26 protein-coding genes are annotated in these 23,888 nt (G+C 54.3%); 17 read left to right on the top strand and 9 right to left on the bottom strand.

Going from position 1 to position 23,888, the window contains the following annotated elements:
• Positions 1–126: 126 nt before the first annotated feature.
• From L383_RS18690 to ycgZ, 3 genes are read right to left on the bottom strand one after another with little or no spacing between them, the layout of a single operon-like run.
• Complete coding sequence (locus L383_RS18690; protein WP_014883526.1) at positions 127–405, bottom strand: biofilm/acid-resistance regulator YmgB/AriR; 279 nt, start codon at positions 403–405, stop codon at positions 127–129.
• A 29-nt stretch (positions 406–434) separates the two neighbouring features.
• A complete protein-coding gene (locus L383_RS0123755) occupies positions 435–755 on the bottom strand; it encodes a hypothetical protein (RefSeq protein WP_032628871.1) in 321 nt (106 codons plus the stop codon).
• 4 nt (positions 756–759) lie between these two features.
• A complete protein-coding gene (gene ycgZ, locus L383_RS18685) occupies positions 760–999 on the bottom strand; it encodes a regulatory protein YcgZ (RefSeq protein ID WP_008500634.1) in 240 nt (79 codons plus the stop codon).
• Positions 1,000–1,340: 341 nt separating this feature from the next.
• On the opposite strand from ycgZ, the gene L383_RS18680 reads away from it, so the two are divergent.
• The 9 genes from L383_RS18680 (at position 1,341) to L383_RS18640 (ending at position 10,419) form a co-directional block, all read left to right on the top strand.
• Entirely contained in the window at positions 1,341–2,561 is a 1,221-nt protein-coding gene (locus L383_RS18680) for a diguanylate phosphodiesterase (RefSeq protein ID WP_014883528.1), read from the top strand.
• Between the two features lie 188 nt (positions 2,562–2,749).
• Positions 2,750–3,478 carry a MerR family transcriptional regulator gene (locus L383_RS18675; RefSeq protein WP_014883529.1) on the top strand — a complete coding sequence of 243 codons (729 nt, stop codon included), beginning with the start codon at positions 2,750–2,752 and terminating at the stop codon, positions 3,476–3,478.
• A 314-nt stretch (positions 3,479–3,792) separates the two neighbouring features.
• The gene (gene sufA, locus L383_RS18670) at positions 3,793–4,161 is read left to right on the top strand and encodes a Fe-S cluster assembly scaffold SufA (protein WP_008500631.1); all 369 of its coding nucleotides are present in this window, start codon (positions 3,793–3,795) and stop codon (positions 4,159–4,161) included.
• A gap of 8 nt (positions 4,162–4,169) precedes the next feature.
• Complete coding sequence (gene sufB / locus L383_RS18665) at positions 4,170–5,660, top strand: Fe-S cluster assembly protein SufB (protein WP_014883530.1); 1,491 nt, start codon at positions 4,170–4,172, stop codon at positions 5,658–5,660.
• Positions 5,661–5,670: 10 nt separating this feature from the next.
• Positions 5,671–6,417 (top strand): Fe-S cluster assembly ATPase SufC, encoded by a 747-nt coding sequence (sufC, locus tag L383_RS18660; protein ID WP_014883531.1) that lies wholly within the window; start codon positions 5,671–5,673, stop codon positions 6,415–6,417.
• Positions 6,392–7,660, top strand: coding sequence for a Fe-S cluster assembly protein SufD (gene sufD / locus L383_RS18655; RefSeq protein WP_014883532.1), 1,269 nt, complete (start codon positions 6,392–6,394; stop codon positions 7,658–7,660). Before sufC ends, sufD begins: the two co-directional genes overlap by 26 nt.
• On the top strand, positions 7,657–8,877 hold the full coding sequence (sufS, locus tag L383_RS18650; RefSeq protein ID WP_023332799.1) for a cysteine desulfurase SufS: 1,221 nt from the start codon (positions 7,657–7,659) through the stop codon (positions 8,875–8,877). Before sufD ends, sufS begins: the two co-directional genes overlap by 4 nt.
• Before the next feature lie 14 nt (positions 8,878–8,891).
• Entirely contained in the window at positions 8,892–9,308 is a 417-nt protein-coding gene (gene sufE, locus L383_RS18645; protein ID WP_014883534.1) for a cysteine desulfuration protein SufE, read from the top strand.
• A 97-nt stretch (positions 9,309–9,405) separates the two neighbouring features.
• Positions 9,406–10,419 carry a L,D-transpeptidase LdtE gene (locus tag L383_RS18640; protein ID WP_023332800.1) on the top strand — a complete coding sequence of 338 codons (1,014 nt, stop codon included), beginning with the start codon at positions 9,406–9,408 and terminating at the stop codon, positions 10,417–10,419.
• A 62-nt stretch (positions 10,420–10,481) separates the two neighbouring features.
• Here the strand turns inward: L383_RS18640 and lpp are convergent, their stop codons facing one another.
• The 4 genes from lpp to L383_RS18620 form a co-directional block, all read right to left on the bottom strand.
• Positions 10,482–10,718 carry a murein lipoprotein Lpp gene (gene lpp, locus L383_RS18635; protein WP_001082307.1) on the bottom strand — a complete coding sequence of 79 codons (237 nt, stop codon included), beginning with the start codon at positions 10,716–10,718 and terminating at the stop codon, positions 10,482–10,484.
• Between the two features lie 309 nt (positions 10,719–11,027).
• On the bottom strand, positions 11,028–12,440 hold the full coding sequence (gene pykF / locus L383_RS18630; protein ID WP_014883536.1) for a pyruvate kinase PykF: 1,413 nt from the start codon (positions 12,438–12,440) through the stop codon (positions 11,028–11,030).
• 377 nt (positions 12,441–12,817) lie between these two features.
• Positions 12,818–13,963, bottom strand: coding sequence for a trans-sulfuration enzyme family protein (locus L383_RS18625; RefSeq protein WP_023332802.1), 1,146 nt, complete (start codon positions 13,961–13,963; stop codon positions 12,818–12,820).
• A gap of 10 nt (positions 13,964–13,973) precedes the next feature.
• Complete coding sequence (locus L383_RS18620) at positions 13,974–15,344, bottom strand: pyridoxal-phosphate dependent enzyme (protein WP_023332803.1); 1,371 nt, start codon at positions 15,342–15,344, stop codon at positions 13,974–13,976.
• Positions 15,345–15,744: 400 nt separating this feature from the next.
• Here L383_RS18620 and L383_RS18615 point away from each other — a divergent pair, with 400 nt between their 5' ends.
• The 6 genes from L383_RS18615 to L383_RS18590 all read left to right on the top strand — a co-directional run bounded on the left by L383_RS18615 (position 15,745) and on the right by L383_RS18590 (position 20,421).
• Complete coding sequence (locus tag L383_RS18615; RefSeq protein ID WP_014883539.1) at positions 15,745–16,767, top strand: methionine ABC transporter ATP-binding protein; 1,023 nt, start codon at positions 15,745–15,747, stop codon at positions 16,765–16,767.
• Entirely contained in the window at positions 16,760–17,428 is a 669-nt protein-coding gene (locus L383_RS18610; RefSeq protein WP_014883540.1) for a methionine ABC transporter permease, read from the top strand. Before L383_RS18615 ends, L383_RS18610 begins: the two co-directional genes overlap by 8 nt.
• Positions 17,429–17,451: 23 nt before the next feature.
• A complete protein-coding gene (locus L383_RS18605) occupies positions 17,452–18,264 on the top strand; it encodes a MetQ/NlpA family ABC transporter substrate-binding protein (protein ID WP_003857677.1) in 813 nt (270 codons plus the stop codon).
• A 110-nt stretch (positions 18,265–18,374) separates the two neighbouring features.
• The gene (fumD, locus tag L383_RS18600; protein ID WP_014883541.1) at positions 18,375–18,584 is read left to right on the top strand and encodes a fumarate hydratase FumD; all 210 of its coding nucleotides are present in this window, start codon (positions 18,375–18,377) and stop codon (positions 18,582–18,584) included.
• A 117-nt stretch (positions 18,585–18,701) separates the two neighbouring features.
• Positions 18,702–18,869 (top strand): hypothetical protein, encoded by a 168-nt coding sequence (locus L383_RS26060; protein ID WP_014883542.1) that lies wholly within the window; start codon positions 18,702–18,704, stop codon positions 18,867–18,869.
• Between the two features lie 145 nt (positions 18,870–19,014).
• The gene (locus tag L383_RS18590) at positions 19,015–20,421 is read left to right on the top strand and encodes a DUF1996 domain-containing protein (protein WP_023332804.1); all 1,407 of its coding nucleotides are present in this window, start codon (positions 19,015–19,017) and stop codon (positions 20,419–20,421) included.
• Between the two features lie 48 nt (positions 20,422–20,469).
• Here the strand turns inward: L383_RS18590 and L383_RS25830 are convergent, their stop codons facing one another.
• Positions 20,470–20,610 carry a hypothetical protein gene (locus L383_RS25830; protein ID WP_003857665.1) on the bottom strand — a complete coding sequence of 47 codons (141 nt, stop codon included), beginning with the start codon at positions 20,608–20,610 and terminating at the stop codon, positions 20,470–20,472.
• Positions 20,611–20,735: 125 nt separating this feature from the next.
• Between L383_RS25830 and L383_RS18580 the strand changes: the two genes are divergently transcribed.
• Both L383_RS18580 and L383_RS18575 read left to right on the top strand, forming a co-directional pair.
• Complete coding sequence (locus L383_RS18580; protein ID WP_023332805.1) at positions 20,736–21,518, top strand: MBL fold metallo-hydrolase; 783 nt, start codon at positions 20,736–20,738, stop codon at positions 21,516–21,518.
• 72 nt (positions 21,519–21,590) lie between these two features.
• A complete protein-coding gene (locus L383_RS18575; protein ID WP_014883545.1) occupies positions 21,591–22,226 on the top strand; it encodes a carbonic anhydrase in 636 nt (211 codons plus the stop codon).
• Positions 22,227–22,254: 28 nt separating this feature from the next.
• Here the strand turns inward: L383_RS18575 and L383_RS18570 are convergent, their stop codons facing one another.
• Positions 22,255–23,850, bottom strand: a complete 1,596-nt coding sequence (locus tag L383_RS18570) for an FAD-NAD(P)-binding protein (RefSeq protein WP_023332806.1) — start codon at positions 23,848–23,850, stop codon at positions 22,255–22,257.
• Positions 23,851–23,888 lie beyond the last annotated feature (38 nt).

Here is a 23,888-nt window from a genome sequence, read left to right on the forward strand (position 1 = left end):
AAAGGGATTAAGCAGAAACCATGCCATATTTAAAGTGCTTGTTTTACAGGGTGTTATGAGGGCGGGGACGTGTCATCGTCAAATGTTCGTCAGTTTTGACGATGACACGAGAGCAGCGGCTGGGAATTAAAGGTCGTCCATGGTGTAACCCACGACGATTTCAAGCGTCTTACGAATAACATCCGCCTGAACAACATCATGGGTGGCTTCCAGCGTCTGGATGAGCCACAGAATGATGGCTTTATTTGACAGATGGCCTTCGGAAGCCAGAACACAGCGTACTGCAGTAGAAAAAACAGCGGACTCTTCAGCAAAACGATCGCCTGCGTGACGGAAATACTCCGACAGCGCGCTTTCTAAAAAAGCAGAATGGTATTCGGGTTGAAGCTGAATATTTTGTCTCATTTGTTCTCACCGTAGCTGTTAAATTGCAGTCAATGTATTTTTTTGGGATCGGACGGTTTTCCATTTCCAAATAACGGCACTACATTGTCTCGGTTATCATTGAGAGGTCCCTCTCTTGTTATTCGTCCTTGCGCGGTTCTGCGACGTTTTAATGGGAAGCTGTTTGAGCCGATTTCGGCAATCACCTTCGCCAGTGTCTCCCGCCGCCGGGGATCCTTTTCATGTACTTTCATATCCCGCAGACGCTGTACAAGAGCCTCAGTGGTGATCGGGCCGTGCTCTTTCAACAGTGAAAGAACGGCTTCCCCAATCAACTGGTCAGTCAGCTTATCTGCGTCACTGCTATTCATAACCTTACCGTTCGAAGAGCAGACCAAGCAGCATGTGATAGTGCTCTTCCTCTTCAGGGCCATCGGCTTTTTCGAGGCGGCTTAACAGCTTGGTACAGAGCGATTTGCGATTAAGGTTTCGCCCGTCGCTCAGGATTTCAACCACAACTTGTCCCAGCGTTTCCTGTTGAGTGGGAAGCGCGGCTTTTTCGAAGTACTGTGCGATCGCTGCTGCGGAATCTGCGACGTAACCTTTCTGCTGCATGTTTCGCTCCTGTAAAATTTTGTAATCAGTAACGTTACATTTAAGGTATACACAATTTCCAAATCTGTACATAAAAAATGTACAGATTTTTAATAAAATCAGGATATATTTTATAAATTCTTTATTTTTCAATTTGTTGTGTGTTGTTCATGAAACGGTAATGTTACAGAATATATTGTACAAATTGACGAGCCACTGTTAAGTTGTACAGCGCCCCATAAATGCACCATTAACGGCCGTAAATGATTGAGATGTAAATTATTTGTCAGGCAATTAATGTGCTATAAAAAGAAGTCTCCCCACATGTTTTTGTGGTCAAACCTTAACCCTCCAGGACTCGCATGCTTACAACCATCATTTACCGCAGTCACATCTGCGAGGACGTGCCAGTGAAAGCGCTGGAAAATATGGTCGCTGCTGCAAATAGTAAAAACCGGCAATCCAGCGTCACGGGGATCTTGCTGTTCAACGGCACACATTTTTTTCAATTGCTTGAAGGGCCTGCGGAAAACGTAACGTCCATCTACGAACAGATCTGCTCTGATACGCGCCACCATAATGTGGTCGAGCTGATGCGCGATCACGGGCCTTCACGGCGTTTCGGTAAAGCGGGTATGGAACTCTTTGATTTGCGCCAGTACGACAGGGAAGAGGTGCTCCAGCAGGTGCTTGATAAAGGCACAACCCGCTACCAGTTGACCTACAACGACCGTGCGCTGCAGTTTTTCCGCACCTTTGTCGAGGCCACAGAGAAAGCCAACTATTTTGAGCTGCCGCCTGCGGATTCCTGGGATTTCGTCCCGGAAGAAACGCGCTTATCTGCGCAGCCTGAAGTCGTGGCAAAAGGGGCGGACTGTAGCTTTGCGTTTCAGCCTATCGTCGATCCTTTCATGCAGCAGGTTGTCTCCTGGGAAGCGCTTCTGCGCACTCCATCCGGTGACTCACCGGGAGCGTATTTCGCCAATCGCACGCGTGAAGAAGTGCATGCTTCTGATTTGCAAAGCAAACAGGTGGCTCTCTCCATGGCCAGCGCGCTGGGGTTACAGGATCAGACTTTATCCATCAACCTGCTGCCTATGACGCTGGTCAACGTGCCCAATGCCGTGGACTTTCTGCTCACCGCTATTGATGCAAATGGCTTTGTGCCGGAGCAAATTGTGGTGGAGTTTACCGAAAGTGAAGCCATTTCCCGTTTCGATGAGTTTACGCATTCGGTCAGACAGCTAAAAAGTGCGGGTATCAGCGTAACCATCGATCACTTCGGTGCCGGTTTTGCCGGGTTGCAGCTCCTGGCGCAATTCCAGCCGGACAGAATTAAGATTAATCGCGATCTGGTCGCGAACGTGCATAAAAGTGGCCCACGGCAGGCCATTATTCAGGCGATAATCAAATGCTGTGCCTCACTGGAAATACAGTTTTGCGCGGTGGGCGTGGAGAAGGCGGAAGAGTGGATGTGGCTGGAGTCTGCGGGCATTTCTCAGTTCCAGGGGCATCTTTTTGCCAGCCCCCGACACGGCGGTATCCCGGCTATCGCATGGCCAGAGAAAAAATACGATTTCTGACGAAGCTGTACAAAAACCTGTAGACTTGACTGTACGGCAGGCAAGATTTGTACAACAATGTATTAACAGCTGGATGGCCTTGCAGGCCATTCACCCGTGCAAAATGAGGTCTGAATTCTACAAATGGGTTGTACAATCTGATAAGGTTGGTGTAGTTAGGTATGGAAGTTCTGAGCGTGAGGGAGTTAATGGCCTATTACAGTATCGGCGAAGTGGCCGAACGATGCGGTATCAACCCCGTTACGCTGCGTGCCTGGCAGCGCCGTTATGGATTGTTGAAGCCGCAGCGCAGCGAAGGGGGTCATCGTCAGTTTGACGACGAAGATATCCTGCGTATCGAAGAGATCAAGCGCCTGATGAAAAGCGGCGTTTCGGTCGGAAAAGTAAAATCCTTGCTGGAAAATAAGGAAGTGATGACTCAGGGTAACTGGGCTTCTTTCCAGGAAGAGATGATGACCGTTCTGCGTTACGCCAGCCCGGCAAAGCTGCGCGCCAAAATCGGTGAATTCCGCCGCGATCACGCGATGGATGCGCTGATCGATAACATCATTTCACCCGTCCGTCAGCGAATGAATCAGGATCAAAACACCGTACGCCATATGGCGAGTCTGTTTGACGGTGTCCTGATTGAATTTGCAATTGCAAGCCTCGCGGAATCGCGCAAGAAAGCGGGTAAAGACGCACTGCTGATTGGCTGGGAATGCGATGACCGTACACATCTTTGGCTTGAAGCCGCGCGTTTAGCCCAGAAAGGCTGGCATATTGACGTGCTGGCGGAACCCATTGATTCGCCGCGTCCTGAACTGTTCCCCGGGCAAAAAATCTTCGTCTGGACGGGAACATCGCCAACGCCCCGTCAACAGGAACAGCTCGATCACTGGCGTGAGCAGGGATTTAGCGTTTCATTTCACCACTGATTATCTGAGGCCTTGCGGCCTTTTTTTTGTTTTTTCTCCTTTCCAGAGCAAAAGCTATCTTAAAAATAGGCATTTCCGATGCATATTTTACGTCCCCGTTTTGCGCTTTCTCGCTGATTAAATAAGCCATTATTTTTCAAAGTATTGAACAATTACATCCATCTCGCCCGCATCTTCAGACAGGGTCTATGCTTAATAAAAGTAGACAAAAAGGGCGGTTTAGCCGAATGCCCCTGCTGACAGAGGGTTGAAGTGATAATCGTTATCACTAACATGGTGTTATGCCCTGATGGCTAATCAGATGAGGTGGACCTATGGAACTGCATTCAGAAACCTTCAATCCTGCCGATTTTGCCTGGCGCGGTTTGACGCTCACGCCTGCGGCGGCAGCGCATATCCACGAGCTGGTGGCGAAAAAGCCCGAGATCCTCGGCGTACGTTTAGGCGTTAAGCAGACCGGCTGCGCGGGCTTTGGCTACGTGCTGGATACTGTCACCGAACCCGAAAAAGATGATCTGGTCTTTGAAACCGACGGTGCGAAGCTGTACGTCGCGCTGCAGGCCATGCCGTTTATCGACGGCACGGAAGTGGATTACGTACGGGAAGGTTTAAACCAGTTATTCAAATTTCATAACCCGAAAGCCCAGAACGAATGCGGCTGCGGCGAAAGCTTTGGGGTATAGGCGGTACTATGTCTCGTAATACTGAAGCAACGAGTGATGTAAATACCTGGAGCGGCGGGCACCTTAATTATAAAGAAGGGTTCTTCACGCAGCTGCAGACCGATGAGCTGGCGAAAGGCATCAACGAAGATGTCGTGCGCGCCATCTCGGCCAAACGCAACGAACCCGAGTGGATGCTGGAGTTCCGCCTGAGCGCTTACCGTGCCTGGCTGGAGATGGAAGAACCGCACTGGCTGAAAGCCCATTATGACAAGCTGAATTATCAGGATTACAGCTACTACTCTGCGCCATCCTGCGGTAGCTGCGATGATACGTGCGCTTCGCAGCCCGGTGCAGTACAGCAGACCGGTGCGGAGAACAGCTTCCTCAGTAAAGAGGTGGAAGAGGCGTTCAATCAGCTCGGCGTCCCCGTGCGCGAGGGGAAAGAGGTCGCCGTAGACGCTATTTTTGACTCCGTTTCGGTGGCGACTACCTATCGTGAAAAGCTGGCGGAGCAGGGGATTATTTTCTGCTCCTTTGGCGAAGCGATTCATGACCATCCTGAGCTGGTGAAAAAGTACATCGGCACCGTGGTACCGAGTAACGATAATTTCTTCGCCGCGCTCAACGCGGCGGTGGCGTCGGACGGGACCTTTATCTACGTGCCGAAAGGCGTGCGCTGTCCGATGGAGCTCTCCACCTATTTCCGCATTAACGCCGAAAAAACCGGACAGTTCGAACGCACTATTCTGGTGGCGGATGAAGGCAGCTACGTCAGCTATATCGAAGGGTGCTCCGCCCCGGTACGCGACAGCTATCAGCTGCACGCGGCGGTCGTTGAAGTCATTATTCACAAAGACGCTGAGGTCAAATACTCAACGGTGCAGAACTGGTTCCCCGGCGACGGCAATACCGGTGGGATCCTGAACTTCGTCACCAAGCGTGCGCTGTGTGAAGGTGAAAACAGCAAAATGTCGTGGACGCAGTCGGAAACCGGCTCAGCCATTACCTGGAAGTACCCGAGCTGTATTCTGCGCGGGGATAACTCCATCGGTGAGTTTTATTCTGTGGCGCTGACCAGCGGACATCAGCAGGCCGATACCGGCACCAAGATGATCCACATCGGTAAAAACACCAAATCAACCATCATCTCGAAAGGGATCTCCGCCGGGCACAGCCAGAACAGCTATCGCGGGCTGGTGAAAATCATGCCAACGGCGACCAACGCCCGTAACTTCACCCAGTGTGACTCGATGCTTATCGGGGCCGACTGCGGAGCGCATACCTTCCCGTACGTCGAGTGCCGTAATAATTCAGCACAGCTGGAGCATGAGGCGACGACGTCGCGTATTGGGGAAGATCAGCTCTTCTACTGCCTGCAGCGCGGGATCAGTGAAGAAGATGCCATTTCGATGATTGTGAACGGCTTCTGTAAGGACGTGTTCTCTGAACTGCCGCTGGAATTCGCCGTTGAAGCACAAAAACTCCTCGCCATCAGTCTTGAACACAGCGTCGGTTAAGGGAAAGCACATGTTACGTATTAAAGATTTACAGGTTAGCGTGGAAGATAAAGCGATCCTGCGTGGCCTCAATTTTGACGTCAAGCCGGGTGAAGTTCACGCCATCATGGGGCCTAACGGCTCCGGGAAAAGTACGCTTTCAGCGACGCTGGCGGGACGTGAAGATTACGAAGTGACGCACGGCTCGGTCGAATTTAACGGTAAAGATCTGCTGGAGATGTCGCCGGAAGATCGCGCGGGTGAAGGTATCTTCATGGCCTTCCAGTATCCGGTCGAAATTCCGGGCGTCAGCAACCAGTTCTTCCTTCAGACGGCGCTGAATGCGGTGCGCAAGTACCGCGGACTGGAGGCCCTGGATCGCTTCGACTTCCAGGATCTGATGGAAGAGAAGATCAAACTGCTGAAAATGCCGGAAGACCTGCTGACCCGTTCGGTCAACGTTGGTTTTTCCGGTGGCGAGAAAAAGCGTAACGATATTCTGCAGATGGCGGTGCTGGAGCCACAGCTGTGCATTCTGGATGAGACCGACTCCGGTCTGGATATCGACGCCCTGAAGATTGTCGCTGACGGGGTGAACTCCCTGCGTGACGGCAAGCGTTCGTTCATTATCGTCACTCACTACCAGCGTATTCTCGACTACATCAAGCCGGATTACGTCCACGTGCTTTACCAGGGACGCATTGTGAAATCCGGTGATTTCACGCTGGTTAAACAACTGGAGGAGCAGGGTTATGGCTGGCTTACCGAACAGCAGTAATGCACTCCAGCAGTGGCACCGGCTGTTCGAGGCGCAGGGGAATCGCTCTGAGCTGGCGCAGCAGCACCTGCAGCAGATGCTGCGCCTCGGCCTGCCGACGCGTAAACATGAAAACTGGAAATATACCCCGCTAGATGGCCTGCTGAGCGGCGAGTTTGTGGCGCGTCCGGCGGCGATCGGTCCGGAGCGACGAGATGCCCTGGCGTTGACCGTGGATGCGGTACGGCTGGTCTTTGTCGACGGCGTTTATCACCCTGAACTGAGCGATGACACCCGGGAGAGCGGTTACGGGATTGTGATTAACGACGAACGCCAGAGTCTGGGCGCCCCGGTTCAGCCGGAGGTTTTCCTGCATTTGACCGAGAGCCTCGCCCGCAGCGTGACGCATATCCAGGTTAAGCGTAACCAGCGTCCGGCCAGGCCGTTGCTTCTGATGCATATCACCCAGGGCGTAGAGGGCGATGAAATCAACACCGCCCACTATCGCCACCATCTTGAACTGGCCGAAGGGGCCGACGCGACGGTGATTGAGCATTACGTGAGTCTTAATGACACCCGCCACTTTACCGGGTCGCGTCTGACGATGAACGTTGCCGCCAATGCGCAGCTCCACCACATTAAGCTGGCGTTTGAGAACCCCCAGAGCCACCACTTCGCGCATAACGATATCCTGCTGGGACCGGATGCCGCGGCGTACAGCCACAGCTTCCTGCTCGGCGGTGCGGTGCTGCGCCATAACACCAGTACCCAGCTTAACGGTGAAAATACCACGCTGCGTATCAACAGCCTGGCGATGCCGGTCAAATCAGAAGTGTGCGATACGCGCACGTGGCTTGAGCACAACAAAGGTTACTGCAACAGCCGCCAGCTGCACAAAACCATCGTCAGCGATAAAGGACGCGCGGTATTTAATGGTCTGATTAACGTCGCGCAACACGCCATCAAGACTGACGGGCAGATGACCAACAACAATCTCCTGCTGGGACGCCTGGCGGAGGTCGACACGAAGCCGCAGCTGGAGATTTACGCCGACGACGTAAAATGCAGCCACGGCGCCACGGTCGGGCGGATCGACGACGAACAGATGTTCTACCTGCGTTCCCGCGGTATCGACCAGCAGGCGGCGCAGAAAATGATTATCTATGCCTTTGCGGCGGAGCTTACGGAAGCGCTGCATGATGGCGTACTGAAGCAGCAGGTGTTGGCCCGTATTGGTCAGCGTCTGCCCGGAGGCGAAGCATGAGTTTTCCCGTAGAGAAAGTACGGGCAGATTTCCCGGTTCTGACCCGTGAAGTGAACGGTCTGCCGCTGGCTTATCTCGACAGCGCGGCCAGCGCGCAGAAACCGAATCAGGTGGTGGATGCGGAAGCCGAGTTCTACCGCCACGGTTATGCAGCAGTACATCGGGGGATCCATACCCTGAGCGCGGAAGCCACCCAGCGCATGGAGAACGTGCGCACGCAGGTGGCTGCCTTCCTCAGTGCGCGCTCGCCGGAAGAGCTGGTGTTTGTGCGCGGCACCACCGAGGGGATTAACCTCGTCGCCAACAGTTGGGGTAACGCTCAGGTGCATGCCGGGGATAACATCATCATTACCCAGATGGAGCACCACGCTAATATCGTACCGTGGCAAATGCTGTGTGAGCGCGTTGGCGCGCAATTACGCGTCATCCCGTTGAACCTGGACGGAACGTTACAGCTTGAGCAACTTGACGCCTTGCTGGACGATAAAACGCGGCTGGTGGCGGTCACCCAGGTCTCTAACGTTCTGGGTACTGAAAACCCGGTTGCGGAGATTGTCGATAAGGCCCATCAGGCCGGGGCGAAAGTGCTGATTGACGGTGCACAGGCGGTAATGCACCACGCGGTGGATGTCCAGGCGCTGGACTGCGACTTCTACATGTTCTCTGGACACAAGCTTTATGGCCCAACCGGTATCGGCGTGCTGTATGTGAAAGAGGACATCCTGCAGGCGATGCCGCCGTGGGAGGGGGGCGGGTCAATGATCGCTACCGTTAGCCTCTCGGAAGGGACCACCTACGCCCGTGCGCCGTGGCGTTTTGAGGCGGGCACGCCCAACACCGGTGGGATCATCGGGCTGGGGGCGGCGGTGTCTTACGTTTCCGGAATTGGTCTTGATGCCATTCACGAGTACGAACAGCTGCTGATGCATTACGCGCTGCAGGAGCTGGCCAGCGTGCCGGACCTGACCTTGTACGGGCCGGCTGACCGACAGGGTGTGATTGCCTTTAATCTGGGACAACACCACGCCTATGACGTGGGCAGCTTCCTCGACAATTACGGCGTGGCCGTGCGCACCGGGCACCACTGCGCCATGCCGCTCATGGCCTTTTACCAGGTTCCGGCAATGTGCCGCGCATCGCTGGTGATGTATAACACAATGGAAGAGGTCGACAGGCTGGTGGCGGGACTAAAACGCATTCACCAGTTGCTGGGCTGACAAAGAGGCGAACGATGGCAGAACTGCCGGATAAAGAGAAATTGCTGCGCAACTTTGGGCGTTGCGCAAACTGGGAAGAGAAATACCTCTACATCATTGAGCTGGGGCAGCGTCTGCCGCCGCTTAGTGAAGAGGCGCATACCCCGGAGAACAGTATTCAGGGCTGTCAAAGCCAGGTGTGGATTGTGATGGCGCAGTCTGACGATGGCACGATAACCCTGCAGGGTGACAGCGATGCGGCAATCGTAAAAGGGCTGATTGCGGTGGTCTTTATTCTTTATCACCAGATGTCAGCGCAGGATATTGTCGCCTTCGATGTCCGCCCGTGGTTTGAAAAAATGGCCCTCACCCAACACCTCACCCCGTCTCGTTCCCAGGGACTGGAAGCGATGATTCGCGCCATTCGCGCCAAAGCGGCAATCCTTAGCTAGACTTACAGAACAGCATTCATCCTGTTTCGCGAGGTGGTTCCCGCCTCGCTGGTTTTTCAGCTTTCTGGCATTCTGCCAGTGAATAAGGAATCTCAGCATGAAGCGCGCGTCTCTCATAACTCTATTACTCCTCAGTTCGCTCGGTGCACTTAATTCGGCCCGCGCGATGGACTATCCGTTGCCGCCCGCAGGCAGTCGCCTGATTGGGCAAAATCAAACCTACACCATACAGGAAGGGGATAATAAGCTGCAGACCATCGCCCGTCGGTTTAATACCGCAGCGCAGGTGATCCTCGAAACGAACAATACGATTGCGCCGGTAAACCCTGCACCGGGAACCGTTATCACGATCCCGTCGCAGATGCTGCTACCCGACACGCCGCGCGAGGGCATTGTTGTGAACCTCGCTGAGCTGCGGCTTTACTATTTCCCGCCGGGAGAGAACATTGTCCAGGTTTTCCCACTTGGCATCGGGCAACTGGGGCTGGAAACACCGGTGAGCACGACCCGCGTCAGTCAAAAAATCCCGAACCCAACCTGGACGCCGACGGCCGGTATCAGAGCCCGTTCGCTGGCGCAGGGAATTAAACTGCCTCCTGTGGTTCCCGCAGGGCCAAATAACCCGCTGGGACGCTATGCCCTGCGTTTGGGTATTGGTAATGGGGAATATCTTATCCACGGAACCAGTGCGCCAGACAGCGTTGGCTTGCGCGTCAGTTCCGGCTGTATGCGAATGAACGCCCCGGATATTAAAGCCCTGTTCGAACAGGTACGGGTTGGCACCCGGGTACAAATCATCAATGAGCCAGTGAAATTCGCGGTCGAGCCGGATGGTAAACGCTATATTGAGGTCCATCGTCCGCTGGCACAGGTGGAAGGTGAAAACCCACAGATTTCGCCCATTACGCACTCCGCCGACTTTGCGACCTTTGTTTCACAGTCCGGAAGCGATAAGGCGCTGATCGATAAAGCCCTGGCGCGCCGTGCGGGGATCCCGGTTATGGTTTCTGCGGGAAGCGGCACGTCGGCCAGTAACAGCGTATTGTCAGTGCAGAACAGTCGTGTGTCCGCGGCGGTAGCGGAAGAGGCAGGGGAGAAGATGACGCAGTAGAGCCGTTTGACGCAGGCAAAAAAAATGGCGCACAATGTGCGCCATTTTATTAACAGGTACTATTACTTACGGTATTTAGTAGCCTGGTTGTCCAGACGCTGGTTAGCGCGAGCTGCGTCGTCTTTAGCAGCCTGAACGTCGGAACGCATTGCGTTCACGTCGTTGCTCAGCTGGTCAACTTTAGCGTTCAGAGTCTGAACGTCAGAAGACAGCTGATCGATTTTAGCGTTGCTGGAGCAACCAGCCAGCAGAGTAGAACCCAGGATTACCGCGCCCAGTACCAGTTTAGTACGATTCATTATTAATACCCTCTAGATTGAGTTAATCTCCATGTAGCGTTACAAGTATTACACAAAGTTTTTTGGGTTGAGAATATTTTTTTGATGGGAATACGCCTATTTTTGATCGTTCGCTCAAAGAAGCATCGAATCGGCCCTTTTTGAGTAAAAAGCTATGTAAAAAAAGGCATTTTTCATCGGATTCATCTTAGATAATTCGCAATTAAATAGAAAAACCCGATTTGCTTTTTGAATGAGTTTGGCTAATGACTGGAATAAAAAAAGCGCCCATTGGGCGCTTTTTATCAAAATTAATTCGTTCGTGAATTATTACAGCACGTGAACGGATGCAGTATTGGTCGTTCCGCTTGGTACCAGCGCACCAGAAACCATAACCACAACGTCGCCTTTCTGTGCAAGACCGCTTTCCAGAGCCATGGCTTTACCCTGAATGTAGAAATCGTCAGTAGAGGCAATCTCTTTAACCAGGTGTGCAACGACGCCTTTGCTCAGCACCAGCTGACGCGCGGTGGTTTCGTTGGTGGTCAGGGCCAGGATAGTGGCATCCGGGAAGTATTTACGCACTGCACGCGCAGATTTACCGCCCTGGGTCGCAACCACAATCAGTGGCGCTTCCAGTTTCTCAGCAGTTTCTACCGCACCGCGGCAAACGGCTTCGGTGATGCGCAGCTTGCGGCTGTCGTTATTGAAGTCCAGACGGCTGGTCATCACGCGGTCAGTACGTTCACAGATGGTCGCCATAATGCCAACCGCTTCCAGAGGGTATTTCCCTTTTGCGGATTCGCCGGACAGCATAACAGCATCGGTACCGTCGAGGATGGCGTTTGCCACGTCGCCTGCTTCAGCGCGGGTTGGGCGTGGGTTTTTGATCATAGAGTCCAGCATCTGCGTAGCGGTAATAACCACTTTACGCGCGCGAACACATTTTTCGATCATCATCTTCTGCGCGAAGATCACTTCTTCAACCGGGATTTCAACGCCCAGGTCGCCACGTGCAACCATGATGCCGTCAGACGCTTCGAGGATTTCGTCGAAGTTGTTCAGGCCTTCCTGGTTTTCGATTTTGGAGATGATCTGGATCTTCTCGCCGCCGTGCGCTTTCAGGTGCTCGCGAATTTCGACCACGTCAGAACGCTTACGGATGAAGGACGCTGCAACGAAGTCAACGCCTTGTTCGCAGCCGAAGATCAGGTCTTGCTTGTCTTTTTCAGCCAGTGCTGGCAGCGCGATAGAAACGCCCGGCAGGTTAACGCCTTTGTTTTCGCCCAGGTCGCCGTTGTTCAGCACTTTACAGATAACCTTGTTACCTTCAATCGCGGTCACTTCCATACCGATCAGACCATCGTCGACCAGGACGGTGTTACCGACGGACAGATCGCTGGTGAAGCCTTCATAGGTGACCGCAACGATTTCGCTGTTCCCCACAACGGATTTGTCCGTGGTGAAGGTGAACGTCTGGCCTGCTTTCAGAGAGACGTCGTTGCCGCCTTCCAGTTTGATGGTACGGATTTCCGGACCTTTGGTGTCGAGCAGGATAGCCGCTTTTTTACCGGTTTTGCTCATCACGTTGCGCAAGTTCTGGATACGCTGACCGTGTTCTGCATAGTCACCGTGAGAGAAGTTCAGACGCATCACGTTCATGCCGGCGTCCAGCATTTTGCTCAGCATCTCTTCGGATTCGGTTTTCGGGCCGATAGTACAAACAATTTTCGTCTTTTTCATGACAGTCTTAGTCTTTAAGTTGGGAAGGATATGGAAATCTCGCTCCGGGGGCGCACCGCCGCAGAGTCAAACCTGTGTTGCAAAAGAGTATATGACACGCACTAAGGATAGGAGACATCAAATGAGCGTGCAGAAGAAAGTGTGCCTGAGTGACAGCCCAACGAAGGAGAGGAGAAGTTGTACGTTGTTTTTTGTATTCCAAGCGCTGAAACCATTCACCAGGGATTTGGCGCGCATTATACGCTGATTTTAAGATAAAAGGAAAATGGAAACGGTGTTTCAGAAATAATCAATGCCGTTTTACATAATATTGTTATCAACGCGTTAAGCCATGATGACAACTTATCGCGGCAGGTGATTGACCTACCGCATTTTGCTTATTTTTGCAGCGCCTGACTGAGGTCGGCGATGAGGTCTTTAGGATCTTCAATCCCCACCGACAGGCGAATCAGCTGTGGCACAATACCGTTTGCCAGCCGTTGCGCCAGCGGAATCGAGGCGTGCGTCATGCTGTAAGGCTGGCTCACCAGACTCTCTACGCCGCCAAGGCTTTCCGCAAGGGTGAACAACGTCAGGTTGCGAATCACCGCTGTGGCGCGTTGCGCATCACCTTTCACCACGACAGAAATCATCCCGCCGGGCAGCGCCATCTGCGTGCGGGCAAGCTGATATTGCGGGTGCGACTCCAGTCCGGGATAAAAGACCCGTTCAACCAGCGGATGCTGTTCCAGCCATTGCGCAATCGCCAGCGCGTTGCTGCTGTGTCTCTCTATGCGCAGCGAAAGGGTACGAATACCGCGCAGGGTCAGGAAGCTGCTAAACGGGTCCAGTACGCCGCCAACCGCGTTCTGCAGGTAGCCAAGCCTGTCCGCCAGCGCCGGATTATCACCCACCACCGCCAGCCCGGCCACCACGTCAGAGTGGCCGTTAAGGTATTTGGTTGCTGAGTGCACCACGATGTCGAAACCCGACGCCAGCGGACGGTGAATGACCGGCGATGAGAAGGTGTTATCCGCCACGCTGATAACGTTATGACGACGGGCGATGTCAGCGATAGCCGCTAAATCCGCCAGCTTCAGCAGCGGGTTGGTGGGTGTTTCAACCCAGATCATGCGGGTGTCCGGGCGAATAGCCGCCTCAAGCCCGGCTAAATCGTCCGGCTTAACCCAGCTGACCTGCAGACCGGTGCTGCGTTTGCGGACATTTTCAATCAGGCGATATGTGCCGCCGTAGACGTCATCAATGGCGACGATATGGCTGTCTTTATCCAGTAGTTCAAGCACGGTGGAGATGGCGGCGAGGCCGGATGCAAAGGCGTAGCCGCGCGTTCCGCCTTCCAGTTCGGCGATGGCGGTTTCGAGCGCATGGCGCGTCGGGTTGCCGCTGCGGGAATACTCATAGCCGGTATGCTCCCCGGGAGAGGGTTGCGCAAACGTCGAGGTGGCGTAAATCGGCGGCATAACGGCGCCATGCTGATCATTGAACGCGCCGCTGTGGACGCTCAGGGTTGCCAGGTTTTTCATCATCTGTTCCTTATGGCTGAAGACGGTTGCGCCACGCGGTCAGCACGTCGCTGCGCGTAATCAAACCGAGAAAACGGTCGTTGTCATTAATGACGGCCACCAGACCGCGGTCGAAGATGGCGTGCAGGGCGCTTTCCGGGGCGCGTTTATCGAGAAATTCCACCTGACGCGTCATGGCCTCTGTCACGGGAAGGGCGAAGCGGTCAGCTTCACCGCCGATATGCCGCAACAGATCCCACTCGTCGATAATGCCGACGACCTGACCGTTTTCCAGTACCGGCAGCTGGGAGATGTCGTACAGGCGCATGCGTGCCAGAACGGTGGAGAGCGTGTCATCCGGGGCGGCGGTGATGGTAGCGCCTTCATCGTGGCGCAGGGCAATGTAGTCAGAGAGATCGCCTGCCTGAGGGCGCGTGATGAGCCCCTGCTGGCGCATCCAGTCGTCGTTGAACATCTTCGAGAGATATTTATTGCCGCTGTCGCAGGCGAAGGTCACCACGCGTTTCGGCGTGGCTTGCGCCTGGCAATATTTCAGCGCCGCCGCCAGCAGGGTGCCGCTGGAGGAGCCCGCCAGAATGCCTTCCGTTTTCAGCAGTTCACGCGCGGTGGCAAACGCTTCGCGGTCGGTAATGCGCCAGGCGCGGTTTACGCCTTCAATGTGGGCCAGCGGCGGAATAAAGTCTTCGCCAATGCCCTCAACCAGCCAGGCGCCCGCATCGTGGTAGCGACCGGTCTCGACCTGATCGGCGAGCACAGACCCGGCCGGGTCGGCCAGCACAAACTCCGTATGTGGAGAATGCTCGGCAAACCACGCCTGCAGGCCGCCCAGCGTCCCGCCTGAGCCGACGCCGACCACGATGGCGTCAATTCTGCCGTCAAGCTGCTCATACAGTTCCGGTGCCGTGGTAGTGCGATGTGCCAGCGGGTTAGCGTCGTTATTGAACTGGTCGATATAAAACGCGCCCGGCAGTTCATCGGCCAGGCGCTGGGCGTAATCCTGGTAATAGGCCGGATGCCCCTTATTGACGTCGGAACGGGTCAGTATCACCTGGGCACCCAGCGCGCGCAGGTGGAAAATCTTCTCGCGGCTCATTTTGTCCGGCACCACCAGGATAAGCGTATAGCCTTTCTGGGCGGCGATCAGCGCCAGCCCGAGGCCGGTATTCCCCGCCGTTGCTTCAATAATCGTGCCACCCGGCCGTAGCTGGCCGGTACGCTCCGCGTCGTTAATCATCGATAACGCCACGCGATCTTTAATGGAGCCGCCGGGGTTTTGGTTCTCCAGCTTCAGAAACAGCGAGCAGGGACCGGTATCAAGCTTATGCAGCTGGATCAGCGGTGTCCGGCCAATCAGTTCGGTGACGGAGTGGTAGATCGTCATGATGTTTTCCTTTCTGGGTGTCATGACGGGATGATAGGGCGGTGAAATTTTCGCAATAAAGAACACTTCACTGCTTTTTATAACAGACGGGAATATCAGTGCTGTTTTTGGATGTCAGGACAGCAAGACGTAAAGTTGTCTGGAAGTGAGGATGGCTATCTCGGCATAAAATGCTGCAATAATGACCGTTTTTTTAGCATATCAGTTAAGCGTTATGCGTCTGGCAGATAATCATTGCTGAAATCAATCTAAATACTTCCCGCCGTGTAGAGTCGTTGTTTATTACTGAAAGTTATAACACATGCTTTTTTGTTCATTTAAAAACTGATAACGCCTGTTTACTATCGTTTGGACATCCATACTTCTAAACCGCCATTGGCGGATCGGATAATGAATTAGAATGATTGTACTCAGAAATATTTCGAAGGTTTTTGACAACGGTAAGGCGGCGCTCACAGCCGTTGATAACGTCAATTTGACGATTGAGCAGGGACAGGTTTACGGCATTATCGGCTATAGCGGCGCCGGGAAAAGCACGCTGATTCGTCTGCTGAATGGTCTGGAGAAACCCAGCGCTGGCAGCGTCACGATTAACGGGCAGGACATCTCCGCCGCAAAAGGTGAAGCCCTGCGTCAGGCACGCCTGAAAATCAGTATGGTGTTCCAGCACTTCAACCTGCTGTGGTCGCGCACGGTAAGTGAGAATATCGCGTTCTCCATGCAGATCGCCGGTGTGCCAAAAGCCAGAATCAAGGCTCGCGTGGCGGAACTGGTGGCGCTGGTGGGGCTGAAAGGGCGTGAGAATGCCTACCCGTCACAGCTAAGCGGCGGACAAAAACAGCGCGTGGGGATTGCGCGCGCGCTGGCCAATAACCCGGACGTTTTGCTGTGTGATGAAGCCACGTCCGCACTCGACCCGCAGACCACCGATCAGATCCTCGATCTGCTGCTGGATATCAACCGTCGTTTCAAGCTGACCATCGTGCTGATCACCCACGAAATGCATGTGGTGCGCAAGATCTGCGACCGCGTGGCGGTGATGGAAAACGGTAAGGTGGTGGAAGAGGGGGATGTGCTGAGTGTATTCACCCATCCGCAGCAGCCGATTACGCAGCAGTTTGTCCGCCAGGTAAGTCAGTACGCCGAGGAAGAAACCTTCAATACCGAACTGGCAAACGATCTGGAGGGCACGGTCATCCGTCTGACCTTTACCGGCCACAGCACGCACAAGCCGGTCGTGGGTGAGCTGACCCTGCGCTACGGTCTGCCGTTTAACATCCTGCACGGGAAAATGACGCAAACCGCCCACGGCGTTTTCGGCCAGCTCTGGGTCCACGTCGTGGCATCTGATGAACAACTGAACAATATCCTCGCCGACCTGAAGCACAGCGATATTGAAGGCGAGGTCATTAAACATGGCTGAGAATCTCTTCCCGCACCTCAAATGGGATCAGCTCTGGGCGGCGACGCAGGAGACGCTGTACATGACCGCGCTTTCCGGGGTGGCGACCTTTGTGCTGGGGATCGTGCTGGGCCTGGCGCTGTTCTTAACCGCGCGCGGCGGGCTGTTTCAAAACCGCACGGTCTACAGCGTAATTTCGATTGTGGTAAACGTGTTTCGCTCAATACCGTTCATCATTCTGATCGTCCTGTTGATCCCGTTCACCAAGACCATCGTTGGCACCATTCTTGGTGCCAACGCGGCGCTGCCGGCCCTGATTGTGGGGGCCGCGCCGTTCTACGCACGCCTGGTGGAGATTGCCCTGCGCGAAGTGGACAAAGGGGTAATCGAAGCAACGCGCTCAATGGGCGCACGACTGAGCACGCTCGTGTTTCGGGTTTTACTGCCGGAATCATCACCTGCACTGGTATCAGGGATAACGGTAACGCTGATTGCGCTGGTGAGTTACAGCGCCATGGCGGGGGTGATTGGCGCCGGCGGTTTGGGAAATCTGGCTTATCTGGAAGGATTCCAGCGCAACCATGGTGACGTCACGCTGGTGGCAACGGTGACCATTCTGATCATCGTTTTCATTATCCAGTTCTGCGGCGACGCTATGACTTCTCTGTTAGATAAACGCTAATAAATACACACAGGAACCACATCATGAAAAAAACACTGACACTGATCGCCGCAGCCACCCTGAGCGCCCTGAGCTTCGCCTCCTGGGCGGATACGCTGACTGTGGGCGCATCCAACACCCCGCACGCCGAAATTCTGGAGCAGGCAAAGCCGATTCTGGCGAAGCAGGGGATTGACCTGGAGATTAAACCGTTCCAGGACTACATTCTGCCCAACACCGCGCTGGCGGGTCATGACATTGACGCCAACTATTTCCAGCATATTCCTTACCTGAACAGCGTGCTGAAAGATCACGCGGGCGATAAGGATTACGATTTTGTCAGTGCGGGTGCTATCCACATTGAGCCAATCGGTATCTACTCCAAAAAGTACAAGTCGCTGAAGGACCTGCCGGAAGGCGGTAAGATCATTATGCGTGATGCCGTTTCCGAAGAAGGCCGTATTCTCTCCATCTTTGAAAAAGAGGGCGTGATCAAGCTGAAGCCCGGCATCGACAAAGTGACGGCGCGTATCAGCGACATCGTTGAGAACCCGAAGAAGCTGCAGTTCACGCCTAACGTCGAAGCCTCTCTGCTGCCGCAGATGTACAACAACGATGAAGGCGCTGCGGTCGTGATTAACGCCAACTATGCGATTGACGCCGGTCTGGACCCGGTGCACGACCCGATTGCGGTAGAGAGCGGTGAAAATAACCCGTACGCCAACATCATTACCGTGCATCGCGGTGACGAGAAGAAGAAGGACATCGTCGCACTGGTGAACGTGCTGCACTCCAAAGAGATTCAGGACTGGATCCGCACCAAATACAAAGGTGCTGTGATTCCGGTTAATAACTAATTAGCTGATTTTACAGATGAAGCCCGGCGAGATCCTCGCCGGGCTTCTTTTTTGTATCCGGCAGGAGAATCATTTAAGCTCAACGTTTAAAAGGCAACGGAGTGATGACGATGGGTAACGTGACCAAAGATGAAGCGCTGTACCAGGAGATGTGCCGGGTGGTCGGTAAGGTGGTGCTTGAGATGCGTGATTTAGGGCAGGAGCCGAAGCATATTGTCATTGCGGGTGTGCTGCGCACGGCGCTGGCGAACCAGCGCATCAAGCGCAGCGAATTGACAACCGAAGCGATGGAGACAGTGGTTAAAGCGCTGGCCGGGTGATGCGCCCGCGTTTCGCGCGTTTCTCAGATCCCGCATATCAACAGTCGTTATTGTTATTTCCCCTCCATTGTTAATGGGTGTTTTACTGAACGCAGGTGAAGCAAGAGGGGCAAGACGATGAAAAAATGGATCAGCACGTTACGGCGGTTTTTTGCCACCCGACCTGTGAATGCGGAGAACAGCGCGCAACGTGTTCTTGAGTCAATACTGCCTGCCGCCAGCCTGTACGGCGTGGACGTTGCTAACATAGACCCGGAGTGGTTCCATGATAAAACGTCACGCTGAACTGCGCCGCACGCGCGAAATGTACTGGAATGAGCTGTGCGTTACGTCTGTAAAGCCGCAATGAGGAGAAAAGTACGCGGTGAATCATTCGGTTAATTAACCCGTTGTTTGTTACCTATAGGTCCTTTCATTAATGGAGATAATGATGAAACGGACCACGTTAACCACGGCTCTTTCAGCCCCTGCGCTACTTCTCGCCATGCATGCGGCACACGCTGCGCCACAGGCTCATGTCGTCTGCGGCTACTCCCATACCCTTGGCGATGATGCCATAATGATGTTTGGCAGGCCCAACGAGGCCATGCTGCATGACTTCTTCGGCAATACGCACACCGATGCCAGCTCGAGCCGGGAAACCCTGCGCAAGCTGGAAGAAACCACCTGCGATAACAAAGCGGATAGCTCGGCATACTGGGCACCTTCGCTGCGGCTGCCTGACGGCACTATCGTAAAACCTGCGTATCAAAAAACCTATTATCAGGCCTCGAATGTGGAAACCTGGCCGCTGCAGCCTTTCCCGGCGGGGCTATCACTGCTGGCGGGGGATCACCATGGATCTGCGCCTAACCCGCATATCACGTTCTTGTGTGCAAACGGCAAGGGTTACACGACAAAAACAGGCGAAGTGTGCGGGCTACGCAAGGCGGGAGACGCCGTGCAGTTTAATATCGGTATTCAGTTTCCCAACTGCTGGGATGGCGTGAACCTCAAGCCCGCTCACGGCGTTGCTAATGCGACATACGATACGAAAGGGCAATGCCCTACCGCGTTTCCGGTGAAAATTCCCACCGTGAACATGAACATCGCTTATGTGCTTCCGACAATTTCATCTCTCGATACCAGCAAAGCACAGCTTTCTCTCGACCCCATTATGCACGGCGACGAACGCGAAGAACGCTGGGGAAGTCTCTACACCGCGCATGCTGATTTCATGAATGGCTGGACGGAAGAGGGGGCGCGCTTTATGACCGAGCTGTGTATGAATCGCGGGCTGGACTGTGGCACGACCGTGCCATATGCCTATTCAAAAGCGCAGGCAAACGTCTGGCTAAGCAGCCTTGAGCCGGGACTCTCCCAGCCTCAGCCGCAGGCTTTGCTGGTGCAGGATAACTGGCAGAACGGAGGCCGAACGCAAAACAGTGAAACCCTCTCACTGGTAAAGTTTACAATCCCGCCGCTGCCAGCGGGACAGGATCCTTCTCTGTTTAAATATCGCGTTCGCATTTACGGCGGTAAGGTAGAAACTGACGGCGCCGATCAGATCTTCTTCTATCCGGCCAGCAACGACTGGGATCCTGCAACGGTGAACTGGGCTGACCGCCCGGCCTGCAGCTATCGATCCGATGCGGTGCTGTATCTCAACCACTCGCGCGAGTACAGAATGGTGGATGTCGACAAAGCCGTGCGCAAGGCGCTGGCGGAAGGGAAAACCGAAATATCGTGGTATATCGGCGGCGACCGCCAGGGGAACCATTACCAGTTTGAACCGGCTTCTTCGGCGCAAAGCCTTGTACTGATGCTGACGGGGTTTAAAAAGACACCTGAACTGTAGCTCTCCGTTGAGTGCCAAAAAAAAGCACCGGCTGACCGGTGCTTTTTATCAGATCTTGCAGGCATCACCGCAGTCGTCGTCGGCGACAATCGCCTGGGCTTTTTTGTCCGCGTCATCCAGACGTTCCGCGTTGCGTTCTTCCGCTTCATCCAGTCCGTTAAAAACCAGGTTATCGAGATCAATTTCCATGTTGCACCTGCTATGTTCAGTTATTGATACGGGCACAGTATAGGGCAAAAAAAGCCAGCAATGTACCACGCAGCACATAAGGATAATCCCTGCCATACTCAGTGCTTTATCACTGAGGAGCGCTCATGATTACACTCTGTAAAACCTGCGGTACTTCCTACGATGCACAGCCGGAAAGATGCCCGATTTGCGAGGATGAACGGCAGTATGTCCCGGCCAGCGGCCAGGCGTGGATCGAGTATGCGACGGTAACGGCCACGCACGCGAATAAATGGCAGCAGCTGGAGCCGCAGTTGTACAGCATCAAAACGGTACCGTCTTTTGCGATTAACCAGCGCGCGTTGCTGCTGCGTACCCCACACGGCAATATTTTGTGGGACTGCATCGCCAACCTTGACCCGGCCACCCACGCTATCATCACCGCGCTCGGCGGCCTCCGCGCCATTGCGATTTCCCATCCGCACTATTACACCACCATGCAGGAGTGGGCCGCGGCATTCGATGCGCCGGTCTATCTGCACGCCAGCGATCGCGAATGGGTGATGCGCGCCAGTCCGGCGATTGTTTACTGGGAGGGCGATGCGCTGGAGATCGTGCCATCGGTTACTTTGCTGCGTCTCGGCGGCCATTTCGCAGGCGGCACTGTGCTGCACTGGCAGGAAGGCGAGGGCGTTTTGCTGGCGGGGGATATTCTGCAGGTCACCCCCGGGAAGGATGCGGTGTCGTTTATGTGGAGCTACCCGAATATGCTTCCGTTGCCTGCCCGCAAGGTTGAGGAGGTCACCCGGCGCCTGGTGGGCAAATCTTTCGCCCGTCTTTACGGCGCGTTCGAAGGGCAGAACATTCCGGCGAATGCCGACGCTATCGTACAGCGGTCGGGCCAGAAATATATTGCTTGTCTGAAGTGAAGCGCGATGGGTAAACTTTACGAGTGTGATCGCGATCATACCTAAACTAAAACAGATAAAAGAGAAATTGCTATGCAACATATCATTGAAGGTTTTCTCAGCTTTCAAAAAGAGATTTTCCCGCAACGTAAAGAGCTCTTTCGCAGTTTAGCGTCCAGCCAGAATCCCAAAGCGCTGTTCATCTCATGCTCCGACAGCCGTCTGGTCCCGGAACTGGTTACTCAGCAAGAGCCGGGACAACTCTTTGTCATTCGTAATGCTGGTAATATTGTGCCGCCGTTCGGGCCTGAGCCTGGCGGTGTCTCCGCCACTATCGAATACGCGGTTGTGGCGCTGGGCGTGACGGATATCGTCATCTGCGGCCACTCTAACTGTGGCGCGATGAAGGCGATTGCCGATAACGCGAACCTGGAGCCGATGCCTGCTGTTTCACATTGGCTGCGCTATTCCGATGCGGCCAAAGCCGTGGTTGAGAAGAAAACCTGGGATAAGCCGCTCGATAAAGTGAATGCGATGGTGCAGGAGAACGTGTTTGCGCAACTGAGCAACATTAAGACTCACCCGTCCGTCGCGGTGGGGCTGCGTAACAACTCCCTTCGCCTGCACGGCTGGGTCTATGACATTGAAAGCGGCGAAATTCGTGCCCTGGATAAAGCGACGAAAACCTTTGTCTCGCTGTCTGAAAACCCGGACGTCTTCTTCGAGTAATATCGCGTTGCAGGGCATGGAAGCCCTGTCAGTTCTCTACGTACGGTAATCGACGCCGTAAACCTGTGGCCGGTTTTTCAGCCGCCCTGGCCATCGCCTCTGCAATCTCTGCGCACTCCGCCAGCCCCTGAACAAAGGGATGATCGTGCATCAGCCACGGTATCGCGCCAAACGCGATGCGCCCGCGAACCGTTTCAGGTGCATTTAGCGTGTAATCTTCACCGACATCGGGTATCTCATCGCCGGTCGTTTCCAGCGCTCTGCGCAGTGAGGGGAAAGGCAGATCTTTGGTTTTGAGCGGCTTTTGCCCGCGTGCATCGATGAAAACGTCAAAGCGGTAAACGGTCTCTTTTGTGGACACCACCGTGCGGTCGCTGCCAACATCCAGCGTATAGTCGTCGCCCAGGGCCGCCACGCTGATGATGCCAGCCTCGCGAAGCGCAAGCAGTCTGCGGATAGACTGCGGAGGGATCGCCGCATAGTTGTCGATAAACACGCGGGCCAGCCCGTTTTTGAAGCGCTCTCTGTCCTGATCGCTAAGATGGGGAACAATCTCCTGAACGACCTCATGCAGCCGAAGGACGGTATAGCGCCAGGCGACGGTGCGCCGTTCGCGTTTGTTCCGTTCAACTTCATTGAGGTTCTCTTCCGCCCAGCTAAACGGACCGTGCTGTTGACGATCCTCAAACCAGGCGTCACGCAGGCTGTCGGCGTTGTGGCGTTGCAGAGAAATTTTCTCGCACCATGCCGGGTCGGCACGTTGAAGCTCTTTCACCATCAGGGCAAAAATGCGGTCAAGCAGGCCATCCGATCCTTTGGCTATCTCGCCTTCAACCACGGATGCGGTTAAAACGGACAGCGGTTCGTAAGGGATAGGGCAGTAAAAATCGGCTTCCGGCAGAATGCCTGTCCGCGACATCAGCGTAATGTTTAACGCTTCACTGCCTTTATCCAGGATGAATTTACCGTCACGAAACTCACCGTGCTGCATCACCACCGCCATCGCCGCATCCAGACCGCTTAACGATGTTCCCATAATGCCAACGCGGCAAGGGGGAATGCGGGCGTCCATCAGACCGGACCACGGGCTTGGGAAGAATGTGCGCGTGGCTTCGTCCTCGTCTGGCCAGACGTGACCGGTGGCGATAACCGCAAGGTCAAAGCGTTCAGGAAAGATGTTGCCATTGACGGAAAGCGTGACGCCGGTTGAGGAGGGAATGACGTCGGTAACGGCGGCGGATTCATGGATGTTAACCTCGAACCCCTGCTTTTTAGCTTCTTTGACGATGGTTCGAAAGCTGTCGCGAAAATATTCACCCAGCAGGATCCGGGGCAGGAACTGCCGATCGTGGAGCGTGGTTTTATCTACCTTAAAACGCGCCAGGTGCGCTTCGCTCTGTCCCTTCAGCCAGTCGAGGTAGGTCATAAAAATGGGCGGGATTTCAATGCTCGCAATGTTCGCCAGCATCAGGCGAGAATTATCGTCGTCGTTATAAGGCATGCCCACGCCAGCGTCATCGGCCTGTTCAAAGACGGAAACTGAGAGCGGGGTGCTGTTTTTAAGCAGATGATAAAAGGTGTAAATCCCTGTGGGGCCGGAGCCGATAATGGCGATACTCTTCATCAACGCGCTTCCTGTATTTTTTCCATAAGAAAAGCGTA

The sequence above is a fragment of the Enterobacter sp. MGH 37 genome, assembly GCF_000534515.1.
Lineage (GTDB): Bacteria > Pseudomonadota > Gammaproteobacteria > Enterobacterales > Enterobacteriaceae > Enterobacter > Enterobacter kobei.

Bases quoted from the DNA above. Each gene is read 5' to 3' on its own strand.
- L383_RS25830 (WP_003857665.1), bottom strand. From the start codon at position 20,610: ATGGAAATTGATCTCGATAACCTGGTTTTTAACGGACTGGATGAAGCG.
- L383_RS18690 (WP_014883526.1), bottom strand. From the start codon at position 405: ATGAGACAAAATATTCAGCTTCAACCCGAATACCATTCTGCTTTTTTA.
- L383_RS18620 (WP_023332803.1), bottom strand. From the start codon at position 15,344: ATGACGATCTACCACTCCGTCACCGAACTGATTGGCCGGACACCGCTG.
- L383_RS18610 (WP_014883540.1), top strand. From the start codon at position 16,760: ATGGCTGAGAATCTCTTCCCGCACCTCAAATGGGATCAGCTCTGGGCG.
- pykF (WP_014883536.1), bottom strand. From the start codon at position 12,440: ATGAAAAAGACGAAAATTGTTTGTACTATCGGCCCGAAAACCGAATCC.
- sufS (WP_023332799.1), top strand. From the start codon at position 7,657: ATGAGTTTTCCCGTAGAGAAAGTACGGGCAGATTTCCCGGTTCTGACC.
- L383_RS18605 (WP_003857677.1), top strand. From the start codon at position 17,452: ATGAAAAAAACACTGACACTGATCGCCGCAGCCACCCTGAGCGCCCTG.
- L383_RS0123755 (WP_032628871.1), bottom strand. From the start codon at position 755: ATGAATAGCAGTGACGCAGATAAGCTGACTGACCAGTTGATTGGGGAA.
- lpp (WP_001082307.1), bottom strand. From the start codon at position 10,718: ATGAATCGTACTAAACTGGTACTGGGCGCGGTAATCCTGGGTTCTACT.
- sufD (WP_014883532.1), top strand. From the start codon at position 6,392: ATGGCTGGCTTACCGAACAGCAGTAATGCACTCCAGCAGTGGCACCGG.
- L383_RS18625 (WP_023332802.1), bottom strand. From the start codon at position 13,963: ATGAAAAACCTGGCAACCCTGAGCGTCCACAGCGGCGCGTTCAATGAT.
- fumD (WP_014883541.1), top strand. From the start codon at position 18,375: ATGGGTAACGTGACCAAAGATGAAGCGCTGTACCAGGAGATGTGCCGG.
- L383_RS18590 (WP_023332804.1), top strand. From the start codon at position 19,015: ATGAAACGGACCACGTTAACCACGGCTCTTTCAGCCCCTGCGCTACTT.
- L383_RS26060 (WP_014883542.1), top strand. From the start codon at position 18,702: ATGAAAAAATGGATCAGCACGTTACGGCGGTTTTTTGCCACCCGACCT.
- L383_RS18640 (WP_023332800.1), top strand. From the start codon at position 9,406: ATGAAGCGCGCGTCTCTCATAACTCTATTACTCCTCAGTTCGCTCGGT.
- L383_RS18615 (WP_014883539.1), top strand. From the start codon at position 15,745: ATGATTGTACTCAGAAATATTTCGAAGGTTTTTGACAACGGTAAGGCG.
- L383_RS18680 (WP_014883528.1), top strand. From the start codon at position 1,341: ATGCTTACAACCATCATTTACCGCAGTCACATCTGCGAGGACGTGCCA.
- sufC (WP_014883531.1), top strand. From the start codon at position 5,671: ATGTTACGTATTAAAGATTTACAGGTTAGCGTGGAAGATAAAGCGATC.
- L383_RS18675 (WP_014883529.1), top strand. From the start codon at position 2,750: ATGGCCTATTACAGTATCGGCGAAGTGGCCGAACGATGCGGTATCAAC.
- L383_RS18580 (WP_023332805.1), top strand. From the start codon at position 20,736: ATGATTACACTCTGTAAAACCTGCGGTACTTCCTACGATGCACAGCCG.
- sufB (WP_014883530.1), top strand. From the start codon at position 4,170: ATGTCTCGTAATACTGAAGCAACGAGTGATGTAAATACCTGGAGCGGC.
- sufA (WP_008500631.1), top strand. From the start codon at position 3,793: ATGGAACTGCATTCAGAAACCTTCAATCCTGCCGATTTTGCCTGGCGC.
- L383_RS18575 (WP_014883545.1), top strand. From the start codon at position 21,591: ATGCAACATATCATTGAAGGTTTTCTCAGCTTTCAAAAAGAGATTTTC.
- L383_RS18570 (WP_023332806.1), bottom strand. From the start codon at position 23,850: ATGAAGAGTATCGCCATTATCGGCTCCGGCCCCACAGGGATTTACACC.
- ycgZ (WP_008500634.1), bottom strand. From the start codon at position 999: ATGCAGCAGAAAGGTTACGTCGCAGATTCCGCAGCAGCGATCGCACAG.
- sufE (WP_014883534.1), top strand. From the start codon at position 8,892: ATGGCAGAACTGCCGGATAAAGAGAAATTGCTGCGCAACTTTGGGCGT.